Here is a 25,556-nt window from a genome sequence, read left to right as displayed (position 1 = left end):
ACCGACCATGACCGATACCATCCTTACCCAAATCCAAAACGTCATCGATTCGCGCAAAGGCGGCGATCCCGATGCTTCTTACGTTGCCCAACTTTTGCACAAAGGCGAAGACAAGATTTTGAAAAAAGTCATCGAGGAAGCGGGTGAAACCTTGATGGCCTCTAAAGATGGCGGTGGCGAACATTTGGTTTACGAAGTGGCGGATTTGTGGTTTCATACCATGGTTTTATTGGCGCATCACGGATTGCGCGCCGAAGATGTGGTCAACGAGCTTGCGCGCCGTCAAGGTTTGTCGGGATTAGTGGAAAAAGCTTCTCGCAAAGAATCTTGAATTTATATTACAATCCCGTATTTGACCTGTTTCAGAATCCGTCTCTTGGGGCAAAAACGATTTCCCTTTTTTGGCCGAAACCCGTTACGCCCGTTTTCAGACGGCCATTGGAGCCATTATGGATAATTGTATTTTCTGCAAAATCGCAACCAAAGATATTCCGGCACAAACCGTTTACGAAGATGATGAGATGCTTTGTTTCAAAGACATCCGTCCTGCCGCGCCGGTGCATCTGCTGCTGATTCCGAAAGTGCACTTCGATTCACTGGCACACGCAACCGCCGAACATCAAACCCTGTTGGGCAAAATGATGTTGAAAGTTCCTCAAATCGCCCATGAGGCAGGTTTGACCGACGGTTTCAAAACCCTGATCAACACAGGCAAAGGCGGTGGACAAGAAGTCTTCCACCTGCATATCCATATCATGGGCACGCCTGCATAACTATTATCTATTTTTAACAAATTCAAGGATTTATCATGGGTAGCTTCTCTCTCTGGCACTGGATTATCGTACTGATTATCGTCGTTTTGGTATTCGGTACCAAAAAATTGCGCAACGTCGGCAAAGACCTCGGCGGTGCGGTGCATGACTTCAAACAAGGCCTGAACGAAGGTACAGACGGCAAAGATGCTAAAAAAGACGAAGTCATCGAACACAAAAAAGACGAAGACAAAGCATAATCCATGTTTGATTTCGGTTTGGGCGAATTGCTGCTGGTCGGCGTTGTCGCCCTGATAGTGCTTGGCCCCGAACGTCTGCCGCAAGCCGCGCGCACGGCCGGTCGTTTGGTCGGCAAATTGCAAGGATTCGTCAATAACGTCAAGCAGGAGCTTAACACTCAGGCTGAGTTGGACGAATTGCGCAAGGTAAAGCAGGAATTTGAAACCGCCGCATCTGAGTTTCGCGACGGTATCAAAGACTTGGGCAACGATGCACAAAAAAATCTGAATGATATTTCAGACGGCCTCAAGCCTTGGGAGCGCCTGCCCGAACAAAAAACGCCAGCTGATTTTGGCGTGGACGAGTTTGGCAATCCTCTGCCTGATTTGGCTTCAAGCAGCACTGAAAATGAAAGTGCGGCCCAAGTTCCTGAAGAGGGTGGGGCAGCGCAAACTCAAGAGCCTGTCGGGGCTGAAAATGCCGAGTCCGAGCAAGACCGCGCTTGGCGTGAGTATTTGACCACATCGGTTTCCCCCGCTCCGGCGGTCGAAGTCAGCTATGTCGAAGCTCCTGCCGCCGATGTTCCTCCACTGCATACGACATCTCTGCGTAAGCAGGCGATGAGCCGCAAGCGCGATATGCGTCCGAAATTCCACGCCAAACCCAAACTGCGCGTCCGTAAGTAAAAAGTGAGTCAACCGGTGTCCGAACCTCAACACGAACAACCCGTCCAACCGCTTATCGAGCATCTTCTCGAGCTGCGCCGCCGCATGATGTGGATCGTCATCGGCATCGTCGTCTGCTTCTTGGGCATGATGCCGTTTGCCCAGCAGCTCTATACTTTTGTTGCCGAACCATTGATGGCCAATCTGCCTAAAGATACCAGCATGATTGCGACCGATGTGATCGCGCCGTTTTTTGTGCCGGTGAAGGTTACCTTGATGGCGGCGTTTCTGCTGTCCTTGCCGCACACGCTGTATCAAGTCTGGGCGTTTGTCGCCCCGGCCTTATACCAAAACGAAAAGCGTTTGATTACGCCGCTGGTGTTATCCAGCGTAACGCTTTTCTTCGTCGGTATGGCGTTTGCTTATTTTCTGGTGTTTCCCGTTATTTTCAAATTCTTGGCCGGTGTAACCCCTGTCGGCGTCAATATGGCGACCGACATCGACAAATACCTGTCCTTTATTTTGGGCATGTTTGTCGCATTCGGTACGACGTTTGAAGTGCCTGTTGTTGTGGTGTTGCTTGCCAAAATGGGCATTGTTTCGACTGCTCAGCTTAAGAACGCCCGTCCGTATGTTATCGTGGGTGCGTTTATCGTGGCCGCAATCATCACGCCGCCTGACGTAATTTCTCAAACCCTGCTTGCCGTTCCGCTGATTCTGCTCTACGAAGCAGGTATTTGGTTCAGCCGCTTTGCTAAAGTGAAAACGCAGCAGGAAGATGAAGATACACCGCAACCACCGGCAGAAGTTTAAGAATCAAGGCCGTCTGAAGAATTTTTCAGACGGCCTTTGTATCATGGCACTTTCAGAGTTTTTAAGAAAAAGTATGATGAATGTTCGGGGAATCGTAAAACATTACCGCCCCAGATTCTTTTGATGTGACTAAAAATTTCGATCGAGAATTTTGCCGAAATCGAAGCAGTAATGCGTAACAGTTTCTCATGCGTCTGGCTGGGCAATTTACGTGACTGGATGACGGCGCGGGCAAAAAATGGGGAAAAATATTCCATTGTTACTTGTTCTGCACTCAAACGCCAATACCGCGATATTCTGCGTGGCGCAGAAGGGAAGGTGGCTTTTATCCATCTGACTCCGCCTCAAGCAATCAATCTTGAGCGTATGCTGTCGCGTCAGGGGCATTATATGAAAGCCGGAATGCTGGATTCTCAGCTGGAGATTTTGGAAGAGCTGAGTGCTGATGAGTACGGTGTCAAAATCGACAATCCGGGTTCGCCTGAAGCCGTTGAGGCAGATATTGTGAACTGGGTGAAAGCGCAAGGCTTGATTTAGTCATGATCAGAAATGGAAAGGCCGTCTGAAAGATTTCAGACGGCCTTTTTTGATGGGATTTAGAATGTTTTTTGCGAATCAAGCAATAAGGTAACCGGCCCGTCATTGCAAAGGGAAACCTGCATATGGGTTTGGAATCTGCCGGTTTCGACTGTCAATCCATGTTCGCGTAGAAGTTGTGCGGTGTATTGATAAAGTTTATCCGCTTGTTCTGCGGGTGCGGCATTGGAGAAAGATGGGCGGCGGCCGCTGCGCGCATCGGCGTAAAGGGTAAACTGGGAAACCAGTAATATCGAGCCGCCAACATCTTTGAGCGATAAATTTAATTTGCCGTTTTCGTCTTCAAAGATGCGTAGGTTGGCGGTTTTATCCGCAATGTATTTGGCGTCCGCTTCTGTATCGGTGTGGGTAACGCCGAGCAATATCATAAATCCGTTGTTGATTTCGCCGCAGGTTTCGTGGGAATCTTCGGACAAAACGTCAACTTTGGCTTGGGTAACTTTTTGGATAACAGCGCGCATAATCTTGTGTGAATAAAAGGAGTTGTAAAAAAGGGCGTAAGATACGCCCTCTGGGTTTAAATATAGTTTCAGACGGCCTGAAACCATTGAATCAATTTACGGATTAATGCCGTTTTCTTTCAAGATACGTTCGATCTGATTTTCGACTTTTTGTCGTTTAACGGCTTGGGCAAGCTGATTGCGCACCAACTCGAAAGGTTCGGCATTGGGATCGCGTTCTACTGCACTGAGTTTAAACAGATAAAAACGGTTTTCTATTTGAATCGGCTCATGCGTTACATCGCCTCGGTTCATGTCGGCAAAAGCGGTAGTCAGTTGAGGAGAGAGCTGCTGCGGAGAGATGAAACCGTCGAACTCCTGTTCGGGGTTGGGATAGCGTTTCATCAGCTCTTCAAATGATAAGCCTTTGAGCAGCAGTTCTTGTGCGGCGCGTACTTCGTCGGCTGAAGCAAAGCTGACTTGTTGCAGCTTGATAATGCGTGTTTGCTGGTCGTAGAAACGGCGCAACTCGGCATCGTTAACCGCGGTTTGGCGTTCTAGATAAGCAGCGTATTGGTTGGCATAGAATTCAGCTTCGACGTTTTTTAACTGATTTTGCACTTCCGCATCTTTGTCCAAACCAGCCTTGATGGCTTCATTTTTCAAAACTTCCAAAGTCTGCAAACGTGTAACCACATCTTTGCGGATTGCCTGGCCATCGGGTTTGGCAGTCTGGTTGGGATGTTGATCGGCTTGTCTCAATACTTCGGCGACCATGCTGTCGATACGGGCGGGATCGATTTCAGGTGCTTTGGCAGTTGCCAAGCCGACGGTTGATAGGGCGAGGATAGCCAAAACGGCAGTTTTGGGCTTGATGTTCATGTGAGTTCCTTATTACCCGCCGCCATCACGGCGGGCACGTTATATTATTTGTTGACTTTAATGCTGGCTTTTTTCAGTAATGATTGAATGGCCGCATCAACACGGGCTGCCTGTAAGTCGTTGCCAATCTCGTTTTTAGAGGCTTCGTAAGAAGGTACGGTAACGTTACGGCGGTCATTGACGTAGAAAACGGCGTACAAATTACCGTTTTGCAGTGGCGTTTTAGTGTGCGCACCTTTTTTCAGGTCTTTGACAGCGGCGTAAAGCGGAGGCGCTGATTCTTGCAAATCTTTAAGCGGAACATAAGCTTTAGGGATACCGCCGGCTTTTTTGGCCGCTTCGTCAATTGAGTATTGGTTCAATACCGAAACAAAGCTTTTTTTCGCATCCAGATCGGCAATGGCTTTTTGGGCATTGCTGCTGCTGTCGGTTACGATTTCGCCCAGTTGGACTTCCTGAGTACCTTTATAGAAGTTGCTGAAGTCGTTGTAAGCGGCTTTGACATCTTTTTCTTGAACAGGATATTGACGGACGATATGCGCCGCGAAAGCTTGGCCTAACAAATCATTTTCGAAAACTGCCCATTCGGTTTTGAATGTGGCTTTTTTATCTGCGCCTTGCTTGGCGGCATCGGCACGCGCTTGCTCCAATGCAGCTTTGAATTCAGCGCTTTGATCCAGTTTTAATTTTTTGGCTTCTTGGGTAACCACAGTGCTGATAACTTGGCGTTCAGTCAGAATTTGACGCAATTCAGGCGTGTCTTGAACGTTCGGGTTGCTGGCGCGCACGGAAGCAACTTGGTCATCGATAACGCTGCTGTCGATGGCTTGACCGTTGACGGTAACCAAAGTTTGGGCAAACAGGGTGCCGGAAGTCAGAGCAAGCATCAAGGCTGAAGCAAAGTAGGTTTTTTTCATCGTATTTCTCTTTTAAATTAATGATTAGAAATCAAAGTTTGGGTAGTAATCTTAATGGAAGTATTCGTCCGGCGTGGCCGCTTTAATACTGAGTGCATGAATCAGGCCGTCTGAAAACAAGTCCTGCAAAAGCTGCTTAATCATACGTTGCCGCTGGAGGCGGCCAATGTTTTCAAATGCGTTGCTGACCACCACTATGGCGTAATGCCCACCGCCTTTATTGCCGGCATGGCCGGCGTGCAGATGGCTTTCATCTTCAAAATCGAAGAACTCAGGCTCAAGCGTTCGCAGGTGTTCCTCGATAATTTGACGCATATTGCTCATTTGAACACGGCTTTAAAGGGTTTAATCAATACTTCTGCGTATACGCCGGCATCGACGTAAGGGTCTTGTTCAGCCCATTCTTGTGCAGCGTCCAAAGATTCAAATTGAGCCACGATTAGGCTGCCGGAAACGCGTTCCGGATTGTCTGGTAGAGGATTGGGGCCGGCAGTCAGCAGACGGCCTTGCGCTTTCAATTCTTCCAAGCGTGCTAAATGAGCAGGGCGAGCTGCCATGCGTGCTTCGTGGACATCTTCGGCATCAGTAGCCAAAAGCATGAAATATTCCATTATTGATCCTCCTTAGGCTGGAAACGCATCAGATACATACCCTGTGCGATGGAAAAAATGATTGTGAAACCCAATGTGCCGAACAGTTTGTAATTGACCCATTGGTCTGGGAAATACGTAAAGACAAAGAGGTTGGCCGCACCCATAAAAATTAGGAAGCCAATCCATGCATAAGTCAGGCGTGTCCATACAAAATCAGGGAGCTGCATTTCTTTGCCCATGACGGCTTTAAGCCCGTTTTTACCGGCAAGGTGACTGAACAGCATGACGATCGCTCCGATCCAAAACAGAACGGTCGGTTTCCACATGATAAAGCGGTTGTCTTTCAGCAGAATCGTTGCACCGCCAAAAAAGACAATCAAAATCAGACTGATCCATTGCATGGTGTCCAGTTTGCGGTGTTTCCAAAAGGTCAGCGCAGCTTGGGCAATGCCGACGATAACCGCAACAGTCGTTGCGGCAATCATGTCTTTGGTGATGATGTATGTGATGAAAAATAAGAATACAGCGAATAAGTCGCTCAAAATCTTCATATGTTAATGATGAAACTAATTGAGTAAATGCTAATCATACAGGGAGATGTGTTTTTTTGCACCTTTCCCCATGACTTCAATACCACATATATTTATATGAAATATTTGTTTTGGGTTGGCGAAATTTGTAAAAAAGAAACACAAGCATGCAAAAGTAATAGATTTGCTAAGGAATTTTAGGCTGAACAGCCTCTATTGCTTGGCAGGAATGGGTTAAAAATATATCATGACGTAATATCTAGTAAATATATGGTTAAATGCGCGCACATTGGTTAGTACCATAATTTCCGAACAGGGGATCAGTTTTGAAAAAACATCACAATATTAAATTAATTACAGCTTCTATCGCTTTAATGACATCGCTCAGCGCCTCTGCAGGTTTGGGCGGCTTGAACGTTCAATCTCATTTGGGTGAGCCTTTTACAGGCAGTATTACCGTAACAGGCGAGGAAGCCCAGGCTCTGCTTAACGGCGGCAAGGCTACTATTTCAAATGGCAATTTGCGCGCGGCAGTACGCAAATCAGGCGATAAGGCAGTCGTTACGATTCGTTCTTCCAAAGCCATTAAAGATCCTGTTTTGGTTTTCCAAGTAGGTGTCGGTGCGCAATCGCGTGAATACACTGCCATCATCGATCCGGCCGGATACGACGCTAAAGATGCGGCATCCGTCCGCACCCGTCAGGCTGCCGAATCTCAATCCTTCGAGCCGACGCGCAATGCCCAACAGTCTGCAACAAAAAACAATAAAGCAGCAGGCAATCAGGCAGCTCAAGCGCGCAAGGATGTGCAGCGCAAGGCTGAGAAAAAACAAGTTCAGACGGCCTCCGCTAAAAACGATACGGCCGTACGTTCAGGCAGACAGCATTTGGTGCGTACGGGTGAAACCCTGATTGCCATTGCGTCGAGCATCCGTCCGCAAGGTATGACCTTGGATCAAACCATTCAAGCGTTGGTTAATGCCAATCCGGATGTGTTTATTGATAACAATGCCAACCGTATGTTGGCAGGTAAAGTGCTGAATATCCCGAGCCGTAGCGAGTTGCAACGCTTGGCCGCTTCTTCGCCTGTTAAAGCCGATACGGCGCCGGAAAAAGGCAATGAAGCCACCAATACAACAGAAGCTAAAACAGAAAAACCTGTTACTCAGCCTGAAACTCAGGTTAAAGATGCCGGCGCAAACCCTCCGCAACAGGAAGAAGTGAAACAAGCTTCAGCTGCGCAAACAGAGCAAGCAGCATCTGCGGCTGTCAATGAAAATGCGGCATCAGCAGCTCCTGCTTCCGATGTTCAAGATGTTATGGCTTCCGATAATCAAGAGAATGTATTGGCTTCGGAACCTGTTGCTACGACTGATTCTGCTGCAGAGCCGTCAGAGAGTGAATCAGATGGTAATTTGTGGAAATGGTTGTTGGCAGGCGGCGCAGCCCTTATTGCTGCTTGGTTGTTGTTGAGAGCTGCCGGTAAACGTAAAGACGAGCCGAAAGCCGCGTCTGCAAGCCGTAAGGATGAAGAAAAGCCTGTACAGAAAAGTGTTGCTGCTTCAGCCACCGCTGCGGTTGCCGCAAGCAAAGTAACGCCGTCTGAAAAAACTCAAGAAGGTTTGCTTGTCGAAGATGATTTTGAAGATGATGTCGTTATCAATGAAGTAGAAGAATCTTCCAATGTTGACGATGTCAAACTTGACTTAGGCAAGATTGACCATAGTCAGGCAGGCATTCTTTCCAGTGCGGTAACGCATGATGCAGAAACAGAGCAACGTCGTCATGCGGATTGGGACAATATCGAATCAACAGAAAGCGTGTACGAGCCTGAGCCGGAGAATCCGTATCAGCCGGTATCTGTTGTTATGCCTGAGCGAAATGAAGAGCCGCTAGAGTTTACAGTAGAAACGCCTGAAAATTCAGACGACCATGTGCCGCCATTCGATGTCAAGCAAGATCAGGACGTGCAAATTCAAGAAACCAAAGAAGAAGCAGAGAAAGAAGAAGCTGCTTCAGAGTTTGTGATTGAAGAAGGTGCATTGGAATGGGAAGCTGAAGATGTTTCAGTAGCTGCCGATAAAAGCAATAGCGAAAGAGGCTTTGTTTCAGAATCAGTCGGTATGACTGCTCCGCTCGAGGCTAAATATGATTTGGCCAAGATGTATATCGAGATCGGTGATCCTGAGGCAGCTCGCGAAACATTGCAAGGGCTGATTGAAGAAGCTGAAGGCGATATTCTATATAAAGCCCAAAAACTGATGAAAGAACTTGGCGCATAAGTGTCAGTCAAATGAAGATGCCGTTTCAGACGGCATCTTTTTTATGGTAAATTAAAAGATGAGATTTGGGCCGAATCCATTTTTAGATATGACAGTATTGCATGGCAGTTCTATGGTGGACGAAGATAAAGGCCGTCTGAAATATATGATGAGAGGCGTGTGATGATCACGCCTTTTAATATTTGTTATTTGAGCGTGGACAACAATATCCATTTATAAGAAGTATAAGAAATGACCGAACAAACGAATACAACAGGAAGTTCCATTCAGCGTTGGGCTTTAACCCTCTCTTATGACGGGAGCCGTTTTTATGGTTGGCAAAAACAGGCCGGAGACCTGCCGACTGTTCAGACGGCCTTAGAGCAGGCATTAACTTCAATAGCAGGAGAGCAGATTAATACGATTGTTGCAGGAAGGACGGATACGGGTGTGCATGCGACAGCTCAGGTCGTACACTTTGATACATCTGTAGGCCGTCCGGAGCAGGCGTGGGTGCGTGGAGTCAATGCGCATTTGCCTGACGGTGTGGCTGTATTACTTGCGCAAAAAGTTGCACCGCATTTCAATGCCCGATTTGATGCTTATGGCCGGCATTACCGTTACTTGCTGGAGTCATCTCCAGTTCGCTCTCCGTTGTTGGTCGGCAGGGTGGGGTGGACGCATTTGAAATTAGATTTAAATCTAATGAAGCAGGCTGCTGCCTTATTGGAGGGTGAACATGACTTCTCCAGCTTTCGTGCGGCAGAGTGCCAGGCAAAATCGCCTATAAAAACGCTGTATAGGTCAAGTATTAGTGGAACTTCTCGCTATCTGTGCCTTGATTTGCATGGAAATGCATTCTTGCATCATATGGTGCGCAATATTATGGGCGCATTGGTATATGTAGGAAGTGGCAGAATAAGTGTGGATGAATTTCAGTCAATCTTTCATGCAAGAAGCAGATTGAAAGCGCCTCCGACCTTTATGTCTGACGGTTTATATTTGACAGGCGTTGATTATCCTGATGAGTTTGGGGTGGTAAGACTGCCTCTGCCTGAGTGGATGAGTGTTTTGGGTAATGGTTTTCAGACGACCTGACTGCGGACTGTTGGTATAAAAGCAACAAAATAGCGTGATTGATGTGTAAATTGATAAAGTGTTGTAAAAATGCAAATCTTGGTTTTAAAGAAATTTATCATTGATTTTAAATAATAAATTTCCATTATTTGGGTTATCTCCACCTTTATTTGGTTTCTGCGGTAGCGGAGGTTGGTCGAATAAAGTTTGTTTTTTTAGAGAGGAGCAATTATAGTAACAGTCATGGAATCGCTGATTCCAGCGATAAAGTAAGCCTAAGCGGATTGTCCGGTCTGCTTAAGTTATTTCTTCACAATAGAAAAGGAATACAGCAATGAAAAAATCTCTGATTGCTCTGACTTTGGCAGCTCTGCCTGTTGCAGCTATGGCTGATGTGACTCTGTACGGTCAAGTTAAAGCCGGCGTTGAAATTTCTAAAGTAAAAGAAGGTAAGACTACTTCTAAAACTGCTACTGAGATTGCTGACTACGGTTCTCGCATCGGCTTCAAAGGCCACGAACACTTGGGTAGCAACTTGAATGCTATTTGGCAAGTTGAACAAAACACTTCTATCGCCGGTGGTGATTCTGGTTTCGCGACCCGTGAATCTTTCTTGGGCTTGGAAGGCGGTTTCGGTAAAGTTCGTGCTGGTAAATTGGATACTTCTCTGAAAAACAGCAGCGACAGCTTCGACCCTTGGGAATCTAGTAATGCTAACGCAGACGCTCTGCAATTGGGTAAAATCAAACGTGTAGATACTCGTAAAGTATCTGTACGTTACGACACTCCTGTGTTTGGTGGTTTCAGTGCAAGCGTACAATACCAACCTCGCGACAATGCTAACCCTAGCGACAAATACGATCACGCTGTGAAAAGCCGTGAATCTTACGACTTGGGCTTGAACTACGAAAATTCTGGTTTCTTCGGTCGCTACGCTGGTTCTTATGCTAAACGTGCTGACTTGACTTCTGGTTACCTGGATGCATTCAACCACAACACTACTTTGGCTGCCGGTACTTACAAAGATCACCAAGCTCACCGTCTGACTGCTGGTTACGATGCTAACAACCTGATGGTTGCTGTTGTAGGCCAATACGAAGGCTTTAAAGCTGACGTAGCTGGTGCTAAGAAAAACGAACGTACTGAAGTTGGTGCAACTGCTGCTTACCGCTTCGGCAACGTAACTCCTCGTGTTTCTTACGCTCACGGCTTCAAAGCTAAAGAAGAAGGCGTGAAACAAGAGAACAGCGCGTACAACCAAGTTATCGTTGGTGCTGACTACGACTTCTCTAAACGCACTTCTGCCCTGTTGTCTGCCGGCTGGTTGAAAGAAGGCAAAGGCGATGCTAAATACGAGAAAACTGCTGGTACTGTTGGCCTGCGTCACAAATTCTAATCTGATTTAAGATTAGTCTGAAAAAGAGCCTGTTTTATACAGGCTCTTTTTGTTTTCGTAGGGAGTGTATTTTGTTATTGCAGGAGCAGATTAAAGTATTTTCGATATTTTTTCAGACGGCCTATGGGAATCTAAACCGGGTTATATTCTATTAAATATATGCCAAACAAAATTTTGGAAATTGTTTTGAGTATTATTATAAATAAGTTAACAATATAAAGATGGTTATTGAATTAAGTTGATTTTCCTATATTTCATGTCTACTAATAAAAGATTTATTTTTATAGTTCTAAAGTATTATTAGCATGTAGAATTTGGTTTTAAGATTTGTAAATTTGATTTTAATCAAATTATTGCCGATAGATGATTCATATAATATAAGTGTTTAGAGTATCGATATATCGGGAATAGCCATGTCCTGTCTTGAAATGAAGTGCTTAAGTGGCATTTGGAAACGAATCCTTGTGCTGTTTGCTGTATTTTCTATGATGATAGTAAGCCTACCTGCTTACGCAGAGCGCTTGCCTGATTTCTTGGCAAAAATTCAGCCTTCTGAAATTTTTCCTGGTGCTGATCGTTACGGCAAACCTGAAGGTAAGCCTTTGGTTGCTCGTGTATATAAAGGCGAAGAGCAGCTTGGCTTGGTTTATATCACGACTGATGTGGTCAATACGCGTGGTTATTCGAGTAAGCCGATTGATACGATGGTCGCATTGGCCAATGATGGCACTATTGCGGGAGCAAAATTGGTTGAACACCATGAACCAATTATGCTGATTGGTATTCCGCAATCCCGTGTCGATAAATTCATTGATAAATATATTGGCTTAAATTTTATTAAAAATCCTCCTCAGCCAGGTGTGGCTCCTGCTGATATCATCAGCGGTGCGACTGTAACGTTGATGGTGATTAATGACAGTATTCAGCGTTCTGTCAAATCGGTTATTCATCAATATCATTTGGGTACGGATAAAGCGACTCAAGCCGGTGCTGCTGCCGCTTCTGGTGAGCAGGCTGCAAATGAGCCTGCCGTTCAAACCCGTCCGCGTCGCGTTGCCAGTCAAGACAAACAAGATATCTTGTCATGGAATGCGCTTTTGGAACAAAAAGCCGTCGGTCATTTGCATATTTCTATCGATGAAATCAATAAACTGTTTGAGAAAAGCGGTAAAGCAGGTGTGGTAGATCATGCGGAGCAGGGTGATGGTAATGATACATTTATTGATCTGTATGTTGCCTTGGTCAGCCAACCTTCTATCGGTAAAAGTCTTTTAGGCGAAGCCGGCTGGAACAACCTGCAAAAACGTTTGAAACCTGGCCAAGAAGCCGTGATGGTAGCCGGCGAGGGTCGCTATTCTTGGAAAGGTTCGGGTTATGTTCGCGGCGGTATCTTTGACCGTATCGAAATGATTCAGGGCGATACCAGCTTCCGTTTTACTGATGCACAGCATGAGCGTGTGGTTGCTTTGGCAGCGGAAGGTGCACCTGCATTCAAAGAGGTTTCTTGGTTTACTATCCCTGAAGGTGTGGAATTTGATGGTGCCGAACCATGGCGTTTGCAATTGATGATTCAACGCGTATTGAGCGTAAATGATAAAGCTTTTGTAACGGCGGATTTGGATTACGAATTGCCAAAAGGCTACTACGTTGACGATCCTAAAGCACCGCCGGTTGAAATCAGCGCGCCGGTTGAGCAAGTTGCGGCTGCAGCTTCAGCCCCTGAAAGTACGGGTATTGCCGAAGATGCGACTGCCGGTGATGATGGTGTTTCCAACCAACTTTGGAAACAGGTTTGGAAAGCCAAACAAGGTCAAATCGTGGTTGTCGGTATTGCTTTGACAATTCTCCTGTTGGTATTCCTGTTCCAAGACTGGATTGTACGTTACGAAAAATGGTATGACCGTTTCCGCCTCTGTTTCCTGATCTTTACGCTGTTTTATATCGGCTGGTATGCTCAGGCACAATTATCAGTAGTGAATACTTTGACGTTGTTCTCAGCCATTTTGACTGAGTTCCACTGGGAATTCTTCCTGATGGATCCGCTGGTATTCATTCTGTGGCTCTTTACAGCGGCGACCATGCTGTTGTGGAACAGGGGTACGTTCTGTGGATGGCTGTGTCCTTTCGGTGCATTGCAAGAGTTAACCAACCGTATCGCCAAAAAATTGGGTCTGAAACAAATTACAGTGCCACACTTGTTGCATACCCGTCTGAGTGCGATTAAATATGTAATTTTCTTCGCCTTGTTGGCAATTTCCCTGTACGATTTGGGTACGGCTGAAAAATTTGCTGAAATTGAGCCTTTCAAAACCGCAATTATTCTGAAGTTTATGCGCGAATGGTGGTTTGTATTGTTTGCTGCAGCTTTGCTGATTGCCGGTTTGTTTATCGAACGTTTCTTCTGCCGTTATCTGTGTCCTTTGGGTGCGGGTATCGCATTGCCGGGTCGCTTCCGTGTGTTTGACTGGCTGCGCCGCTATAAAATGTGTGGCAACCCATGCCAAATTTGTACACACGAATGTCCGGTTCAGGCAATCGCACCTGAAGGCGACATTCATCCGAACGAATGTATCCAATGTCTGCATTGCCAGGTAATGTATCACCACGATACGCGTTGTCCTCAAGTAGTGGCAACGAATAAGAAAAAACAAAAACAAGCGGCGGCAAAAGCTGAACAGCATGATGTGGCAGCAACGCAAAATGCTCAAGAACAAGTTGTTCAGTTTGTTAAAAAAGAATCGGCAATTAGTGTTGATAAGTAGTTATTTATAAAAAATAGGGCTGTATCGGCAGCCCAACTTAGAAATTTTTCATCGGCAGGCCGTCTGAAAAAAATCGGCCGCCGGATTTTATCCAAGGAGTGTCGTATGTCAGACGAAAAATTAGAACAAAACGGCTTAAGCCGTCGTTCATTCTTAGGTACTGCCGCTGCTTCCGGTGCAGGTATTGCCGGTGCCGGTTTGTTGGGCTTGGCCGGTTGCTCTAACGGTGAGGGTGATAAAGCTGCCGCTTCTGGCGCAGCTCCTGCTGAGAAAGCAGCAGCTCATTCTGCCGAACCGGGCAAACAAACTTCCGAAGTAGGTCCAGGCGAGCTTGACCAATACTACGGTTTCCTGTCAGGCGGTCAATCAGGCGAAATGCGCTTGATCGGCGTACCTTCTATGCGTGAGTTGATGCGTATCCCTGTATTCAATATGGACAGCGCTACCGGTTGGGGTCGTACCAACGAGAGCTTGCGTATTTTGAATGAAAAAATTACGCCGGAAACCCGTAAATTCCTGCAAGACAGCGGTCTGCGCTGCTACCCTAACGGCGACTTGCACCACCCGCACTTGTCTTTTACCGATCAAACTTACGACGGCCGCTATGCATATGCCAACGATAAAGCAAACAACCGCGTTTGCCGTATCCGCTTGGATGTAATGAAAACCGATAAAATCGTTGAAATTCCAAACGTTTCAGGTGTTCACGGTCTGCGTCCTCAACGCTATCCGAAAACCGGCTACGTATTTGCCAACGGCGAGCATATCGTTCCTGTTGACGGCGTAGGCAAATGGGATGATCCTAAAACTTGGAATGCCGTTTATACTGCAGTTGACGGCGAAACCATGGACATCGCATGGCAAGTATTGGTAGACGGTAACTTGGATAATGGTGATGCCGACTACCAAGGTAAATACTCTTTCTCTACCTGCTATAACTCTGAACGCGCTCTGACTGTACAAGGTGCATCTTCCAACGAGCAAGACTGGTGTGTGGTATTTAACCTGGCCGCCATCGAAGAAGGCATCAAAAAAGGCGACTTTAAAGAAGTTAACGGCGTGAAAATGTTGGACGGTCGTGCGGAAGCCAACTCTCCATACACTCGTTACATCCCTGTTCCTAACTCTCCTCACGGCTGTAATGCAAGCCCTGACGGCAAATACATCATGCTCAACGGTAAACTGTCTCCAACCGTTACCGTATTGGATGTCAGCAAACTGGATGACTTGTTTGCAGGTAAAATCAAAGAGCGCGATGTTGTCGTAGCCGAGCCTCAACTGGGTCTTGGCCCATTACACACTGCATTTGACGGTCGCGGCAATGCCTATACTACATTGTTTATCGACAGCCAAATGGTGAAATGGAACATCGACGATGCGATTAAAGCCTATAAAGGCGAGAAAATCGATCCGATCAAACAAAAACTCGACGTTCACTATCAACCTGGCCACAACCACACTACCATGGGCGAAACCAAAGAAGCCGACGGTAAATGGTTGGTATCTTTGAACAAGTTCTCTAAAGACCGCTTCTTGAATGCCGGTCCTTTGAAACCTGAGTGTGACCAATTGATCGACATCTCCGGCGACGAAATGCGTCTGGTGCATGACAATCCGACTTTTGCCGAACCGCACGACTTGTGCTTGGTTGCTGCGTCTAAAGTGAACCCAAGCAAAACTTGGGACCGCAAAGACCCATGGTTCTGGCAAGAAGCTTTGGAACAAGCTCAAAAAGACGGTGTTGAGCTGGAAAAAGCTGCCAAAGTCGTACGCGAAGGCAACAAAGTACGCGTGTACATGACTGCCGTTGCGCCTGCTTACAGCGTTCCTCAATTTGAAGTGAACCAAGGCGACGAAGTTACCGTATATGTAACCAACGTTGAGACCATTGAAGACTTGACTCACGGCTTTACTTTGGAAGGTTATGGCATTGCTATGGAGATTGGCCCGCAAGCTACATCTTCTGTAACCTTCAAAGCTGTCCGTCCAGGCGTACACTGGTACTACTGCCAATGGTTCTGCCACGCATTGCACATGGAAATGTCTGGCCAAATGATTGTTAAACCAAAATAATTTCGGTTTGATGATTTAATTCTTCAGGCCGTCTGAAAAAACATTCTTTCAGACGGCCTTTATAGCAAAGTTGTTTGTTGGCCGATATGGCCACAAAATGAAAGCCATCATCAGACAGCTTTGCTATAACACCAAAATACCTGTTTCCGCATCGGTTTATCATGCGGCAAGCAGGCCGTCTGAAACAGAGATATGATTATGACGCACACACAAATCCATCGTTCCAAATGGCAACGTGCCGCACTCGTATTGCTGCTTGGCAGCATGGTTCAGACGGCCTTTGCCGCAGTCATCAACGTATCCGCACAAGACAATCTCAATGATGCTTTGGCGCGCGCCCAAGCCGGCGATACGCTCAAGCTTGCCTCCGGTACATACAAGACCAAACTCTATATCGACAAACCGATTACCATTGAAGGTCCGGCCGACCGCTCTGCCAAGATTGTCGGCGACAGGAGCGGGCGTACCATTGCCGTTCATGCGCCTGATGTGACCCTGCGTAATCTGACAGTTTCCAATTCAGGCTTGAGCCTGCCGGCCATGGATGCAGGGATTTATCTTGAGGAAACGGCTCCGCGTGCATTGGTTGAACACAATAATGTCTTGGACAACTCTGTCGGCGTGTACATCCATGGCGCGGCAGAATCGATGGTGCGCGAAAATAAGATTGTCGGGGAAGCCACATTGCGCGTGAATGAGCGCGGTAATGGCGTAACGGTTTGGAATGCGCCGGGTGCGCAAGTAGTCGACAACGATATTTCCAAAGGCCGTGACGGTATTTTTTCCAATACCAGTACAAATAATACTTATAAAGGCAATCGTTTCAGTGACTTGCGTTTTGCAGTGCATTATATGTACACCAACGACAGCGAGATCAGCAACAACATCTCCGTCGGCAACAATATGGGCTATGTGTTGATGTTCTCAGAGCGTCTTAAAGTGTATGGCAATATCGCCGTGGGCAGCCGTGACCAAGGCATCATGCTCAACTATGTCAACTATTCCGATATTAACGACAACATTATCAACAAAGCCGGTAAATGCGTATTCGCCTATAATGCCAACTTCAATAAAATTTTTGACAATCATTTTGAAAACTGTCAAATCGGCATCCACTTTACCGCAGCCATTGAAGGCACAAGCCTGTTCAATAATTCGTTTATCAATAATGAAAGCCAAGTTAAATACGTCAGCACCCGTTTCCTTGATTGGGGAGAGGGCGGCCGAGGCAATTATTGGAGCGACAACAGCACATTCGACCTTGATGGCGATGGTTTTGGCGACAACGCCTATCGACCGAACGGCATCATCGACCAAATCATTTGGCGCGCCCCCGTGTCCCGTCTGCTGATGAACAGTCCTGCTGTCAGCATTGTCAAATGGGCGCAATCTCAGTTCCCCGCTATTTTGCCGGGTGGCGTCATCGACAGTAAGCCATTGATGAAACCAATCAGCAACAAAACAAGCACCAAATACGAAGCCATGAAGGATGAGCTGTTGCACGAAGCCAATACGCGCCAATCCGATTGGAGCGATGCCGAAAACGGATCTTTGAATTAAACATGTTTTCAGACGGCCTTTTAAATGAGGCCGTCTGAAACGGCACAAAGGAATTATTCATGACCAACCACGTCGAATTAAGAAACGTGACCAAACAATTCGGCAGTCAAAAAGCTGTCAACCAAGTCGATTTAGTCCTCAAAGCAGGCGAAAGCGTCGGCATGGCAGGGCATAACGGTGCAGGCAAATCCACCATCATGAAGCTGATACTCGGCCTGATTACACCGACCGAAGGCGAAGTCATGTTGCTGGGCGAGCGTACCGGCAGCAAGGCAGGCGCACTGCTTCGCAGCCAAATTGGCTACCTGCCTGAAACCGTCGCGCTTCATCCTTCATTGACCGGCATTGAAACCATGGATTTCTATGCCAAGCTGAAAAAACAGCCCTTGAGTAAAAACCGTGAGTTGTTGGAACGTGTCGGTATTTCTCAAGCGGCACGCCGTCGTGTCGGCACTTACTCCAAAGGTATGCGCCAGCGTCTCGCTTTGGCACAAGCCCTGTTGGGCAAGCCTAAAGTCTTATTGTTTGACGAACCGACCACAGGCCTTGACCCGGCTTCACGCCAAATGTTTTATGAAGTCGTGCGCGAACTGAATGGCCGCGGTGCGACCGTATTGCTCAGCACGCACGCGCTTGCCGAACTCGATGGACACGCCGACCGCATTATCGTCATGAAAAACGGCGTGAAAGTTGCCGATGGCAGCATGGATGAGCTGCATGTCCAAAGTGGTTTGCCGTTGACCGTCAATGTCCGTTTGAAAGAAGCGCGTCCGTTGAGCGAGCGTTGGCAGCCGCTTTCAGACGGCCTGTCGTATAAAGCGCAATGTAAAGCCGAAGAGCGTATGGGACTTTTGAGCGAATTGGGTGATTTGGGCAACCTTGCCTATATCGATATCCATACCCCGACACTTGACGATATGTACGCACAATTCTTAAAAAGGGAAGACGTATGAACCCCGTTTGGATTATTACCGGCAAAGAAGTCCGCGACAGCCTGCGCAACCGTTGGGTACTCGCCGCCGCACTCCTGCTTGCCGCGCTTGCCCTGTCATTGGGTTTCCTGGGCAGCTCGCCCACCGGCACAGTCAAAGTCGATCCGTTGACCGTTACCGTTGTCAGCCTCTCCAGTCTGTCGATTTTCCTGATTCCGCTGATTGCGATGTTGCTCTCTTATGATGCGCTGATTGGCGAAATCGAACGCGGCACGATGGCGCTGTTGTTGAGCTATCCGATTTCGCGCAACCAAATCCTCGCCGGTAAATTTATCGGCCATCTCATCATCCTTGCCCTTGCCACCACGGCAGGCTACGGATTGGCGGGTATTACCCTCCAGCTTGCAAACGGCAGCTTTGACCTTGCCGCATGGAAACCTTTTGCCCTCCTGATTGTTGCCAGCGTGATTCTTGGTGCAGCCTTTTTGTCTATGGGTTATTTGATTAGCGCGAAAGTCAAAGAACGCGGTACTGCCGCCGGTATCGCCATCGGCGTATGGCTGTTTTTTGTGGTGATTTTCGATATGGCGCTTTTGGGTATTTTGGTTGCCGATACCGAACAAGTCATTACTGCGCCTGTTGTAGAAACCATTCTTTTGTTCAATCCTTCCGACATTTACCGTCTGCTCAACTTGACCGGTTATGAAAACACCGCGATGTACGCAGGTATGGCCGGTTTGAGCGATCAAATCAGCCTGACTATGCCGGTTTTGCTGACGGCGCAGGTATTATGGGTTATCATTCCCTTGGTCTTAGCCGCCTGGATTTTCGGAAAGAGACAAATATGAGAAAAATATTATTTACAGCATTCACCATCATTGCTTTATCTGCTTGTAGCAAAGAGGAAAATACTCCTCCGCCTACGCCCCAACAAATCAGCGACAGCGCAGTCGGTCATTACTGCAGCATGAATTTGACTGAACACAACGGCCCTAAAGCGCAAATCTTCTTGAACGGCAAACCTGACAAACCGGTTTGGTTTTCCACCATCAAGCAGATGTTTGGCTACACCAAACTGCCCGAAGAGCCTAAAGGCATTCATGCCATCTATGTTACCGATATGGGCAAAGTCAAAGATTGGGAAAAACCCAATGCCGATGCCGAATGGATAGATGCGAAAAAAGCCTATTACGTTATTGAAAGCAGCTTTATCGGCGGCATGGGTGCGGAAGACGCGCTTCCGTTTGCCGACAAGGCTCAGGCTGAAAAATTCGCCAAAGAAAAAGGCGGCAGAGTAGTCGGTTTTGCAGAGATGCCCGACGAATACATTTTCAAATAAAACAATCAATAAAAGGCCGTCTGAAATAGTTTCAGACGGCCTTTGTGTTGGAAGCTGTCGATTGCTGATTTAATGAATGCGGCTTTCAATATAAAGATAAAAAATCTAAGGAATACTTTATGTCCACCCCTTTAACGCGCCGCCGTTTCCTTGCCATAGCTGCCACCCTTGCCGCCGGTGTCGGCATTCCTTTTGCCATCAGCCGCAAAACCAATCAGCCGACTCGTCCGGCCAGCCCAAATCAAGAAGAGCAGCCAGTTATTTGGAGAGGCATTGCGTTGGGTTCGGGTGCGGAATTGCGTTTGTTCGGCGTTGAGCGCAAACAGGCGGAAATACTGGTTAACAAAGTATTGGCGGAAGTTTCACGGTTGGAAAAAATCTTCAGCCTGTATCGGGACGACAGCCTGATTAGCCGCTTAAACCGAGAAGGCCGTCTGAAAAATCCGCCATCCGATTTTTTGCAGCTGCTCAGCATTAGTCGAGATATCCATCAGCTGACGCGGGGTGCATTTGATCCCAGCATTCAGCCTTTGTGGAATCTGTATGCCGACCATTTCAGAAGAAATCCGAAAACCGAAACGCCACCATCTGAGCGCAGTATCAAAGACACGCTCAAATTAGTGGATTTCAACAAAGTCGATTTTGATACCAAAGAAATCCGTTTTGCCCAAAAAGGCATGGGCTTGTCGCTTAACGGCATTGCCCAAGGCTATATCACCGACAAAGTAGCTGAATTGTTGAAGCAGCAAGGCGTTTCTCAGGCATTGATTGATATGGGGGAGATTTACGGCTTTGATAATGCCAACCAGCGCGAGTGGAATGTCAGCATCCGCAATCCTGACCAAGAAGACCAAATCCTGACCACCATTGCCATGAAAAATCAAGCGTTTGCCACATCGGGCGGCTATGGCACTGTAATGGACGAGGCAGGCAAATTTACCCATCTGTTTGACCCGCGCACAGGCGGAAGCCAGCCGCGCTATAAAAGCATGAGCGTTATGGCGGAGAGTGCGGCGGTTGCCGATGCTTTTTCCACTGCATTCTCCATTATGGATGAGGCAGCCATCCGTACTGCGGCTCAAGTTAAAAAGGCACAGGTTTGGCTGGTGATGCCGAATAATGAATTGAAGAAGATTGGAGGCTGAGGGGAAGGGGGGGGCCTTGATTGCGGTTTTGACTATGTGTCTAGTGCAGGGAAGGCTTGATTGCTGAAAAAATGGAAGATAAAAAAGAAGGGCTGCCCAAGGGGCAACCCTGAAACTCTTGCAGCTGGGAGTAATTAGCAAGAGATTACGACACTTAAAACAAAAATTCACTCATTTCAAAGCACGAAGCTTTAATATCTAAGCAATACGGTATTTCGACCGCTCAAACCCCTTCGATACGGAGAAACACAACATACATGGGAAAATCCGACAAAGTGGTTTGAAGCAATTCAGATGAACGGTCTGTAATTCAGATAACCGGATGTCTTTAGATGAACGGTATAATATCAGGATAAGCGGAACATTACTAGTGAATATTATAAAAAAGTAGAATAATTCATTTAGTGATTGATTATATTGAATAAAAACATGGTTTTTTATTGAACTTTTTTACAACATATTGATTTGGTTTAAAAAGGGAATTGTGTAAGTATTTGGTGTTAATCAAAAAACGTGTTTTGAGCTTTGAGAAGAGATAAGCAATAGAAAAATAGAAAAAGGCCGTCTGAACGTTCAGACGGCCTTTTTTCAAAGAGCGATTTATTTGGTTGCAGAAGCAGTAGAGGCGGCTTCGGCTTGAGCACCTGCTGCTGCGTTTTCACCCCATGCCGCAGGGTATTTGTAACCGGCAAAGCGTTTTTGTGAGTAGGCTTTGAACTCGTCAGAGTTGTAGGCTTCGGTTACATCTTTCAACCATTGGCTGTCTTTGTCGGCAGTGCGGACGGCAGACCAGTTAACGTAGGCGAAGCTCGGCTCTTGGAACAGGGCTTCGGTCAGTTTCATGCCGCTGCTCATGGCGTAGTTGCCGTTAACGATGGCAAAGTCAACGTCGGCACGGCTGCGCGGCAGTTGGGCGGCTTCAAGTTCTACGATTTGGATGTTTTTAGGGTTTTCGGCAATATCTGCTTTAGATGCGGTCAGCGGATCAACGTTGGCTTTCAGTTTAATCCAGCCCAATTCGTTCAACATAACCAATGCACGGGCAAAGTTGGATGGGTCGTTAGGTGCGGAAACGCTGACGCCGTCTTTCAATTCGTCCAAAGATTTCAGTTTGCCAGGATAGAGGCCCAAAGGAGCAGTCGGTACTTGGAAGGCTTCGGTGATGTCCAGTTTGTGTTCTTTTTTGAAGTCGTCCAGATAAGGTTTGTGTTGGAAGATGTTGATGTCCAATTCGCCTTCTGCCAAAGCAAGGTTGGGGCGCACATAGTCGGTGAACTCAATCAGTTTGATTTTATAGCCTTTTTTCTCCAAAGCCGGTTGGATTTGGTCTTTTACCATATCGCCGAAGTCGCCGACGGTTGTACCGAAGACGATTTCTTTTTTCTCTGCGCCGTTATCGGCAGAAGAAGCGGCAGAAGCAGCAGGTGCGCTGTCTTTTTGACCGCCGCAGGCAGCCAATACGATGGCCAGCGCAGCGGCAGAAAGGGTTTTGAAGAATGGGTTGATTCGCATAATTTTGCTCCAGATGGATGATAAAACGGTTTCAGACGGCCTCAAGCTGCCGCTGTTAAAAAAAGAGGGATTGTAAATCTATTTTGGAAAGATGAGGATGTTTTTTGTAAACTTAATGGGAATATATGTCCTAAATAGAGAACAGGCCGTCTGAAAAATAGTAAGCCCATTTCAGACGGCCCGGTTTAATTAACGTTTGTCCAGTTTGCGTGCCAATCTGTTACCAATACCTTGAATCAGGATAACGAGTAAAACCAGGATGGCAACAATGAAGATGATGACTTCCATTTGATAGCGGTAGTAGCCGTAACGGATGGCAAGGTCGCCCAAGCCGCCGCCGCCAATCATGCCTGCCGCCGCGCTGTACGACAGAAGGCCGATAGCCAATACGGTAATGCTGGAAACCATACCTGCGCGCGCTTCATTCAAAAGCACTTTGCAGATGATGCTCATGGGTGAGGCACCCATTGCGGAGGCCGCTTCAATTACGCCTCTGGGTACTTCGCGCAGATTTTGCTCGACCAGACGGGCGAAGTAGAACAGGCCGGATACGCTCAATACCAATGAGGCGGCAACCGGGCCGATGGTCGTACCGATGATGGCGCGTGTAACGGGAATCATGGCAATCATCAGGATGACGAAAGGAAACGCGCGCATCAGGTTGACCAGGTTGTCCAAAAATAAATTCAGTTGTTTGTTGTAGTGCAACTGATGACTTGACGTCACAAACAGCAATACGCCCAAAATCGTACCGAAGATAACGGCGAAAGTAGTCGATAGGCCGACCATAATAAAGGTTTCGCCCAAGGCTTGGATAATTTCGCCCTTCATGCTGACGATGGTTTCAACAGCACTTTCAAATGTTAAATCTGCCATATTAGTCCTCCCGAATCAGCTCTTGCCCGATTTCGGATTGGGCATGGATTTGGTTGCCGTGTACTTCAACGATTTCCAGCAGACGGCCTTTGTCCAAGAGGGCGGCACGGTCACACAGGCGGCGGATAACGCTCATTTCGTGGGTAACGATGACAATGGTTACGTTGAAGCGTCGGTTGATGTCTTCCAAACACTTCAAAACGCTGCGCGTAGTAGCAGGATCGAGGGCGGAAGTGGGTTCGTCGGCAAGGATGACTTGAGGTTGCGGCGCCAGCGCACGGGCGATACCGACACGTTGTTTTTGACCGCCGGAAAGTTGGGACGGGTAATGGTTGGCACGGTCTTGCAAGTCGACGATTTCCAAACATTCTTCAACACGCGCTTGGATTTTTTTAGACGGCCATTTGGCAATTTCTAAAGGAAAAGCGACATTTTCGGCAACGGTACGGTTGCTCAATAGGTTGAACTGTTGGAACACCATGCCGATGTTTTGTCGGGCGTGGCGCAGTTGTGTGGCGTTGAGTGCGGTCAGTTCTTGACCGCATACGCTGACGGTACCTGTATCCGGACGTTCCAATAAGTTAATCAGGCGCAGCAGGGTGGATTTGCCTGCACCGGAGTAGCCCATCAGGCCAAAGATTTCCCCCTGTTTGATTTCGAGGCTGGTCGGCTCGACAGCGACAAAGTCTTTTTTGTCGCGTGTTTGATAGTGTTTGGAGACGTGATCCAGAATAATCATGGTTTATCCGTGTTTTCTTTAATTCGTGTGGCCATCAGGGTGTGCAGACGGCGGTTGTCGGCGCGTGCGACGGTAAATTGCAGGCTGCCGATGATGACTTTTTCGCCGCGTACGGGCAGATGTCCCAACTCTTGAATGACCAGGCCGCCGATGGTGTCGGCTTCTTCGCTGCTGTATTCCGTACCAAAGAAGGTGTTGATGTCTTCGATTTCAGTAGCCGCGTGGATGCGCCAGCGTTCGGAAGAAACGGCGTGGATATTGTCGGCGCTGTCGTCTTCGTCAAACTCGTCTTCGATTTCGCCGACGATTTGCTCGATGATGTCTTCAAAGGTGACCAAACCGGATGTGCCGCCGTATTCGTCGATGACAATCGCCATGTGGTTGCGCTGTTCGCGGAACTCTTTTAAAAGGGCGGTCAAAGATTTGCCTTCGGGAACGAAAACGGCGGGGCGCAAGACGGATTTCAGGTGGAACTGCTCGGGGTTGAACATATATTTGAGCAGGTCTTTGGCGTGCAAAATACCCAAAACTTCGTCTTTGTCTTCGCCGATGACGGGGAAACGCGAATGGGCGGTTTCGATGACGTAGGCCGTGATGCGCTCGATGCTGTCGTTCTCTTTCAATACGTTCATGCGGCTGCGCGTAATCATGGCGTCGCGCACTTCCAGCTCGGCAAAGTCCAATACTTTTTCTAGCCGGGTCAGTGTGTCGGCGTCAAAAACTTCCTGCTCGTGCGCTTGGCGCAGCAGGGTCAATACGTCTTCGGCGGAGTCGGGCTCGCCGGCAAGTCGGGAGATTAGGCGTTCGAAAAATTTGGGTTTCGACTGCGTACCGTCCATTTTAATATTCGTCCTCTTGGTAGGGGTTGGGGAAGCCTGCCGCCAGCATCAGGCGGATTTCTTCGGCTTCCATTATTTCGGCTTCATCGTCTTCGATGTGGTCGTAGCCCATCAGGTGTAAAGTACCGTGTATGGTCAGGTGGGCAAAATGCTGCTCGAGTGTTTTGCCTTGTTCGGCGGCTTCTTTCAAAACCACTTGCGGACAAATCACCAAATCGCCATACAGGCCGTCTGAAAACTGGTCGGGCAGAATTTCGCCTTCGTTGAGCGCGAAACTCAATACATTGGTGGCGTAATCTTTGCCGCGGTAGTCGCGGTTGTAAGCGCGGGCTTCTTCTTCGTCCAGAAGAATCAGGCTGATGTCTGCGCGGCGGTATTCGTTTTTCAAGGCAGACCACGCCCAGCGGTAAAAATCGCGTTCGCTCGGAAGGTTGGCGGTGGAAGAGGCGTTTTCAAAGTTCAGATGAAAACGTTGCCGCTGTAAGGATAAAAAAGGATATTGTTTGGCGCGTTTCATGTTGTCCGGAAAATTGGGTTTTTAGGCGTAAATATAACATATTCACCCCCATGCCGTCTGAAAAACCGCCCAAAATATGATAGACTTCATGCCGTTTTC

The 25,556-nt window shown here is 47.5% G+C and carries 26 protein-coding genes and 1 pseudogene; 16 read left to right on the top strand and 11 right to left on the bottom strand.

Annotation, left to right across the window (positions count from 1 at the left end):
* The first annotated feature begins 7 nt into the window (after positions 1-7).
* From ACTHSX_RS04640 to ACTHSX_RS04615, 6 genes and pseudogenes are all read left to right on the top strand, one after another.
* Positions 8-331: a phosphoribosyl-ATP diphosphatase gene (locus tag ACTHSX_RS04640; protein WP_003679440.1), complete on the top strand. Its 324-nt coding sequence runs from the start codon at positions 8-10 to the stop codon at positions 329-331.
* 118 nt (positions 332-449) lie between these two features.
* Entirely contained in the window at positions 450-773 is a 324-nt protein-coding gene (locus ACTHSX_RS04635) for a histidine triad nucleotide-binding protein (RefSeq protein ID WP_049329536.1), read from the top strand.
* A gap of 35 nt (positions 774-808) precedes the next feature.
* Positions 809-1,012 carry a Sec-independent protein translocase subunit TatA gene (tatA, locus tag ACTHSX_RS04630; protein ID WP_003679438.1) on the top strand — a complete coding sequence of 68 codons (204 nt, stop codon included), beginning with the start codon at positions 809-811 and terminating at the stop codon, positions 1,010-1,012.
* Between the two features lie 3 nt (positions 1,013-1,015).
* On the top strand, positions 1,016-1,678 hold the full coding sequence (tatB, locus tag ACTHSX_RS04625; RefSeq protein WP_440377017.1) for a Sec-independent protein translocase protein TatB: 663 nt from the start codon (positions 1,016-1,018) through the stop codon (positions 1,676-1,678).
* 15 nt (positions 1,679-1,693) lie between these two features.
* Positions 1,694-2,470 (top strand): twin-arginine translocase subunit TatC, encoded by a 777-nt coding sequence (gene tatC / locus ACTHSX_RS04620; RefSeq protein WP_314590231.1) that lies wholly within the window; start codon positions 1,694-1,696, stop codon positions 2,468-2,470.
* A gap of 195 nt (positions 2,471-2,665) precedes the next feature.
* Positions 2,666-3,007 (top strand): annotated as a pseudogene (locus tag ACTHSX_RS04615) (gluconokinase, GntK/IdnK-type); the annotation flags it as partial.
* Positions 3,008-3,066: 59 nt separating this feature from the next.
* On the opposite strand, the gene dtd reads toward ACTHSX_RS04615, so the two are convergent.
* The 6 genes from dtd to ACTHSX_RS04585 all read right to left on the bottom strand — a co-directional run bounded on the left by dtd (position 3,067) and on the right by ACTHSX_RS04585 (position 6,450).
* Complete coding sequence (gene dtd / locus ACTHSX_RS04610) at positions 3,067-3,528, bottom strand: D-aminoacyl-tRNA deacylase (RefSeq protein WP_188209892.1); 462 nt, start codon at positions 3,526-3,528, stop codon at positions 3,067-3,069.
* Positions 3,529-3,624: 96 nt separating this feature from the next.
* On the bottom strand, positions 3,625-4,389 hold the full coding sequence (locus tag ACTHSX_RS04605; protein WP_440377018.1) for a peptidyl-prolyl cis-trans isomerase: 765 nt from the start codon (positions 4,387-4,389) through the stop codon (positions 3,625-3,627).
* A 44-nt stretch (positions 4,390-4,433) separates the two neighbouring features.
* Positions 4,434-5,306, bottom strand: coding sequence for a peptidylprolyl isomerase (locus tag ACTHSX_RS04600; protein WP_250580681.1), 873 nt, complete (start codon positions 5,304-5,306; stop codon positions 4,434-4,436).
* Between the two features lie 51 nt (positions 5,307-5,357).
* Positions 5,358-5,630: a BolA family protein gene (locus tag ACTHSX_RS04595; protein WP_250580680.1), complete on the bottom strand. Its 273-nt coding sequence runs from the start codon at positions 5,628-5,630 to the stop codon at positions 5,358-5,360.
* A complete protein-coding gene (locus ACTHSX_RS04590) occupies positions 5,627-5,917 on the bottom strand; it encodes a YciI family protein (protein WP_004519663.1) in 291 nt (96 codons plus the stop codon). The genes ACTHSX_RS04595 and ACTHSX_RS04590 overlap by 4 nt, the downstream gene beginning before the upstream one ends.
* Complete coding sequence (locus tag ACTHSX_RS04585) at positions 5,917-6,450, bottom strand: septation protein A (RefSeq protein WP_003679419.1); 534 nt, start codon at positions 6,448-6,450, stop codon at positions 5,917-5,919. The genes ACTHSX_RS04590 and ACTHSX_RS04585 overlap by 1 nt, the downstream gene beginning before the upstream one ends.
* 353 nt (positions 6,451-6,803) lie before the next feature.
* Between ACTHSX_RS04585 and ACTHSX_RS04580 the strand changes: the two genes are divergently transcribed.
* The 10 genes from ACTHSX_RS04580 to ACTHSX_RS04535 all read left to right on the top strand — a co-directional run bounded on the left by ACTHSX_RS04580 (position 6,804) and on the right by ACTHSX_RS04535 (position 20,974).
* On the top strand, positions 6,804-8,711 hold the full coding sequence (locus ACTHSX_RS04580; protein WP_440377019.1) for a FimV/HubP family polar landmark protein: 1,908 nt from the start codon (positions 6,804-6,806) through the stop codon (positions 8,709-8,711).
* A gap of 231 nt (positions 8,712-8,942) precedes the next feature.
* Positions 8,943-9,788, top strand: a complete 846-nt coding sequence (gene truA / locus ACTHSX_RS04575; RefSeq protein ID WP_440377020.1) for a tRNA pseudouridine(38-40) synthase TruA — start codon at positions 8,943-8,945, stop codon at positions 9,786-9,788.
* Positions 9,789-10,101: 313 nt separating this feature from the next.
* Positions 10,102-11,163 (top strand): trimeric porin PorB, encoded by a 1,062-nt coding sequence (gene porB, locus ACTHSX_RS04570; protein ID WP_101755923.1) that lies wholly within the window; start codon positions 10,102-10,104, stop codon positions 11,161-11,163.
* Positions 11,164-11,648: 485 nt separating this feature from the next.
* Positions 11,649-13,925 carry a 4Fe-4S binding protein gene (locus ACTHSX_RS04565; protein WP_440377021.1) on the top strand — a complete coding sequence of 759 codons (2,277 nt, stop codon included), beginning with the start codon at positions 11,649-11,651 and terminating at the stop codon, positions 13,923-13,925.
* A 105-nt stretch (positions 13,926-14,030) separates the two neighbouring features.
* The gene (nosZ, locus tag ACTHSX_RS04560; protein WP_036493194.1) at positions 14,031-15,998 is read left to right on the top strand and encodes a TAT-dependent nitrous-oxide reductase; all 1,968 of its coding nucleotides are present in this window, start codon (positions 14,031-14,033) and stop codon (positions 15,996-15,998) included.
* Positions 15,999-16,196: 198 nt separating this feature from the next.
* A complete protein-coding gene (locus ACTHSX_RS04555) occupies positions 16,197-17,558 on the top strand; it encodes a nitrous oxide reductase family maturation protein NosD (protein ID WP_432761065.1) in 1,362 nt (453 codons plus the stop codon).
* A gap of 59 nt (positions 17,559-17,617) precedes the next feature.
* Positions 17,618-18,511 carry an ABC transporter ATP-binding protein gene (locus ACTHSX_RS04550; RefSeq protein ID WP_440377022.1) on the top strand — a complete coding sequence of 298 codons (894 nt, stop codon included), beginning with the start codon at positions 17,618-17,620 and terminating at the stop codon, positions 18,509-18,511.
* Positions 18,508-19,338 carry an ABC transporter permease gene (locus ACTHSX_RS04545; protein ID WP_308112215.1) on the top strand — a complete coding sequence of 277 codons (831 nt, stop codon included), beginning with the start codon at positions 18,508-18,510 and terminating at the stop codon, positions 19,336-19,338. The genes ACTHSX_RS04550 and ACTHSX_RS04545 overlap by 4 nt, the downstream gene beginning before the upstream one ends.
* A complete protein-coding gene (locus ACTHSX_RS04540; RefSeq protein ID WP_137040219.1) occupies positions 19,335-19,829 on the top strand; it encodes a nitrous oxide reductase accessory protein NosL in 495 nt (164 codons plus the stop codon). Before ACTHSX_RS04545 ends, ACTHSX_RS04540 begins: the two co-directional genes overlap by 4 nt.
* Positions 19,830-19,948: 119 nt before the next feature.
* Positions 19,949-20,974, top strand: a complete 1,026-nt coding sequence (locus ACTHSX_RS04535) for an FAD:protein FMN transferase (protein WP_440377023.1) — start codon at positions 19,949-19,951, stop codon at positions 20,972-20,974.
* 600 nt (positions 20,975-21,574) lie between these two features.
* Here the strand turns inward: ACTHSX_RS04535 and ACTHSX_RS04530 are convergent.
* From ACTHSX_RS04530 to ybeY, 5 genes are all read right to left on the bottom strand, one after another.
* Complete coding sequence (locus ACTHSX_RS04530; protein WP_440377024.1) at positions 21,575-22,486, bottom strand: MetQ/NlpA family ABC transporter substrate-binding protein; 912 nt, start codon at positions 22,484-22,486, stop codon at positions 21,575-21,577.
* A 189-nt stretch (positions 22,487-22,675) separates the two neighbouring features.
* Positions 22,676-23,362, bottom strand: a complete 687-nt coding sequence (locus ACTHSX_RS04525; protein WP_070587440.1) for a methionine ABC transporter permease — start codon at positions 23,360-23,362, stop codon at positions 22,676-22,678.
* A gap of 1 nt (position 23,363) precedes the next feature.
* Complete coding sequence (locus tag ACTHSX_RS04520; protein ID WP_003679393.1) at positions 23,364-24,101, bottom strand: methionine ABC transporter ATP-binding protein; 738 nt, start codon at positions 24,099-24,101, stop codon at positions 23,364-23,366.
* Positions 24,098-24,940: an HlyC/CorC family transporter gene (locus tag ACTHSX_RS04515; protein WP_070589562.1), complete on the bottom strand. Its 843-nt coding sequence runs from the start codon at positions 24,938-24,940 to the stop codon at positions 24,098-24,100. Before ACTHSX_RS04515 ends, ACTHSX_RS04520 begins: the two co-directional genes overlap by 4 nt.
* Before the next feature lies 1 nt (position 24,941).
* Positions 24,942-25,457, bottom strand: a complete 516-nt coding sequence (ybeY, locus tag ACTHSX_RS04510; protein ID WP_440377025.1) for an rRNA maturation RNase YbeY — start codon at positions 25,455-25,457, stop codon at positions 24,942-24,944.
* Between the last annotated feature and the right edge of the window lie 99 nt (positions 25,458-25,556).

The organism is Neisseria sp. P0014.S002 (assembly GCF_051958295.1).
GTDB lineage: Bacteria > Pseudomonadota > Gammaproteobacteria > Burkholderiales > Neisseriaceae > Neisseria > Neisseria flavescens_B.
The sequence above is the reverse complement of the archived record's forward strand: the minus strand, read 5'-3'. Positions and strand labels throughout refer to the sequence as shown.

What these genes read in the sequence shown, in the direction of transcription:
- ACTHSX_RS04525 (WP_070587440.1), bottom strand. Translation starts at nt 23,362, where the DNA reads ATGGCAGATTTAACATTTGAAAGTGCTGTTGAAACCATCGTCAGCATG.
- tatB (WP_440377017.1), top strand. Translation starts at nt 1,016, where the DNA reads ATGTTTGATTTCGGTTTGGGCGAATTGCTGCTGGTCGGCGTTGTCGCC.
- truA (WP_440377020.1), top strand. Translation starts at nt 8,943, where the DNA reads ATGACCGAACAAACGAATACAACAGGAAGTTCCATTCAGCGTTGGGCT.
- ACTHSX_RS04535 (WP_440377023.1), top strand. Translation starts at nt 19,949, where the DNA reads ATGTCCACCCCTTTAACGCGCCGCCGTTTCCTTGCCATAGCTGCCACC.
- dtd (WP_188209892.1), bottom strand. Translation starts at nt 3,528, where the DNA reads ATGCGCGCTGTTATCCAAAAAGTTACCCAAGCCAAAGTTGACGTTTTG.
- ACTHSX_RS04580 (WP_440377019.1), top strand. Translation starts at nt 6,804, where the DNA reads ATGACATCGCTCAGCGCCTCTGCAGGTTTGGGCGGCTTGAACGTTCAA.
- ACTHSX_RS04550 (WP_440377022.1), top strand. Translation starts at nt 17,618, where the DNA reads ATGACCAACCACGTCGAATTAAGAAACGTGACCAAACAATTCGGCAGT.
- ACTHSX_RS04530 (WP_440377024.1), bottom strand. Translation starts at nt 22,486, where the DNA reads ATGCGAATCAACCCATTCTTCAAAACCCTTTCTGCCGCTGCGCTGGCC.
- porB (WP_101755923.1), top strand. Translation starts at nt 10,102, where the DNA reads ATGAAAAAATCTCTGATTGCTCTGACTTTGGCAGCTCTGCCTGTTGCA.
- ACTHSX_RS04515 (WP_070589562.1), bottom strand. Translation starts at nt 24,940, where the DNA reads ATGGACGGTACGCAGTCGAAACCCAAATTTTTCGAACGCCTAATCTCC.
- tatA (WP_003679438.1), top strand. Translation starts at nt 809, where the DNA reads ATGGGTAGCTTCTCTCTCTGGCACTGGATTATCGTACTGATTATCGTC.
- ACTHSX_RS04545 (WP_308112215.1), top strand. Translation starts at nt 18,508, where the DNA reads ATGAACCCCGTTTGGATTATTACCGGCAAAGAAGTCCGCGACAGCCTG.
- ACTHSX_RS04540 (WP_137040219.1), top strand. Translation starts at nt 19,335, where the DNA reads ATGAGAAAAATATTATTTACAGCATTCACCATCATTGCTTTATCTGCT.
- ACTHSX_RS04605 (WP_440377018.1), bottom strand. Translation starts at nt 4,389, where the DNA reads ATGAACATCAAGCCCAAAACTGCCGTTTTGGCTATCCTCGCCCTATCA.
- ACTHSX_RS04600 (WP_250580681.1), bottom strand. Translation starts at nt 5,306, where the DNA reads ATGAAAAAAACCTACTTTGCTTCAGCCTTGATGCTTGCTCTGACTTCC.
- ACTHSX_RS04520 (WP_003679393.1), bottom strand. Translation starts at nt 24,101, where the DNA reads ATGATTATTCTGGATCACGTCTCCAAACACTATCAAACACGCGACAAA.
- ACTHSX_RS04640 (WP_003679440.1), top strand. Translation starts at nt 8, where the DNA reads ATGACCGATACCATCCTTACCCAAATCCAAAACGTCATCGATTCGCGC.
- ACTHSX_RS04590 (WP_004519663.1), bottom strand. Translation starts at nt 5,917, where the DNA reads ATGGAATATTTCATGCTTTTGGCTACTGATGCCGAAGATGTCCACGAA.
- ACTHSX_RS04585 (WP_003679419.1), bottom strand. Translation starts at nt 6,450, where the DNA reads ATGAAGATTTTGAGCGACTTATTCGCTGTATTCTTATTTTTCATCACA.
- ybeY (WP_440377025.1), bottom strand. Translation starts at nt 25,457, where the DNA reads ATGAAACGCGCCAAACAATATCCTTTTTTATCCTTACAGCGGCAACGT.
- ACTHSX_RS04555 (WP_432761065.1), top strand. Translation starts at nt 16,197, where the DNA reads ATGACGCACACACAAATCCATCGTTCCAAATGGCAACGTGCCGCACTC.
- nosZ (WP_036493194.1), top strand. Translation starts at nt 14,031, where the DNA reads ATGTCAGACGAAAAATTAGAACAAAACGGCTTAAGCCGTCGTTCATTC.
- ACTHSX_RS04595 (WP_250580680.1), bottom strand. Translation starts at nt 5,630, where the DNA reads ATGAGCAATATGCGTCAAATTATCGAGGAACACCTGCGAACGCTTGAG.
- ACTHSX_RS04635 (WP_049329536.1), top strand. Translation starts at nt 450, where the DNA reads ATGGATAATTGTATTTTCTGCAAAATCGCAACCAAAGATATTCCGGCA.
- ACTHSX_RS04565 (WP_440377021.1), top strand. Translation starts at nt 11,649, where the DNA reads ATGATGATAGTAAGCCTACCTGCTTACGCAGAGCGCTTGCCTGATTTC.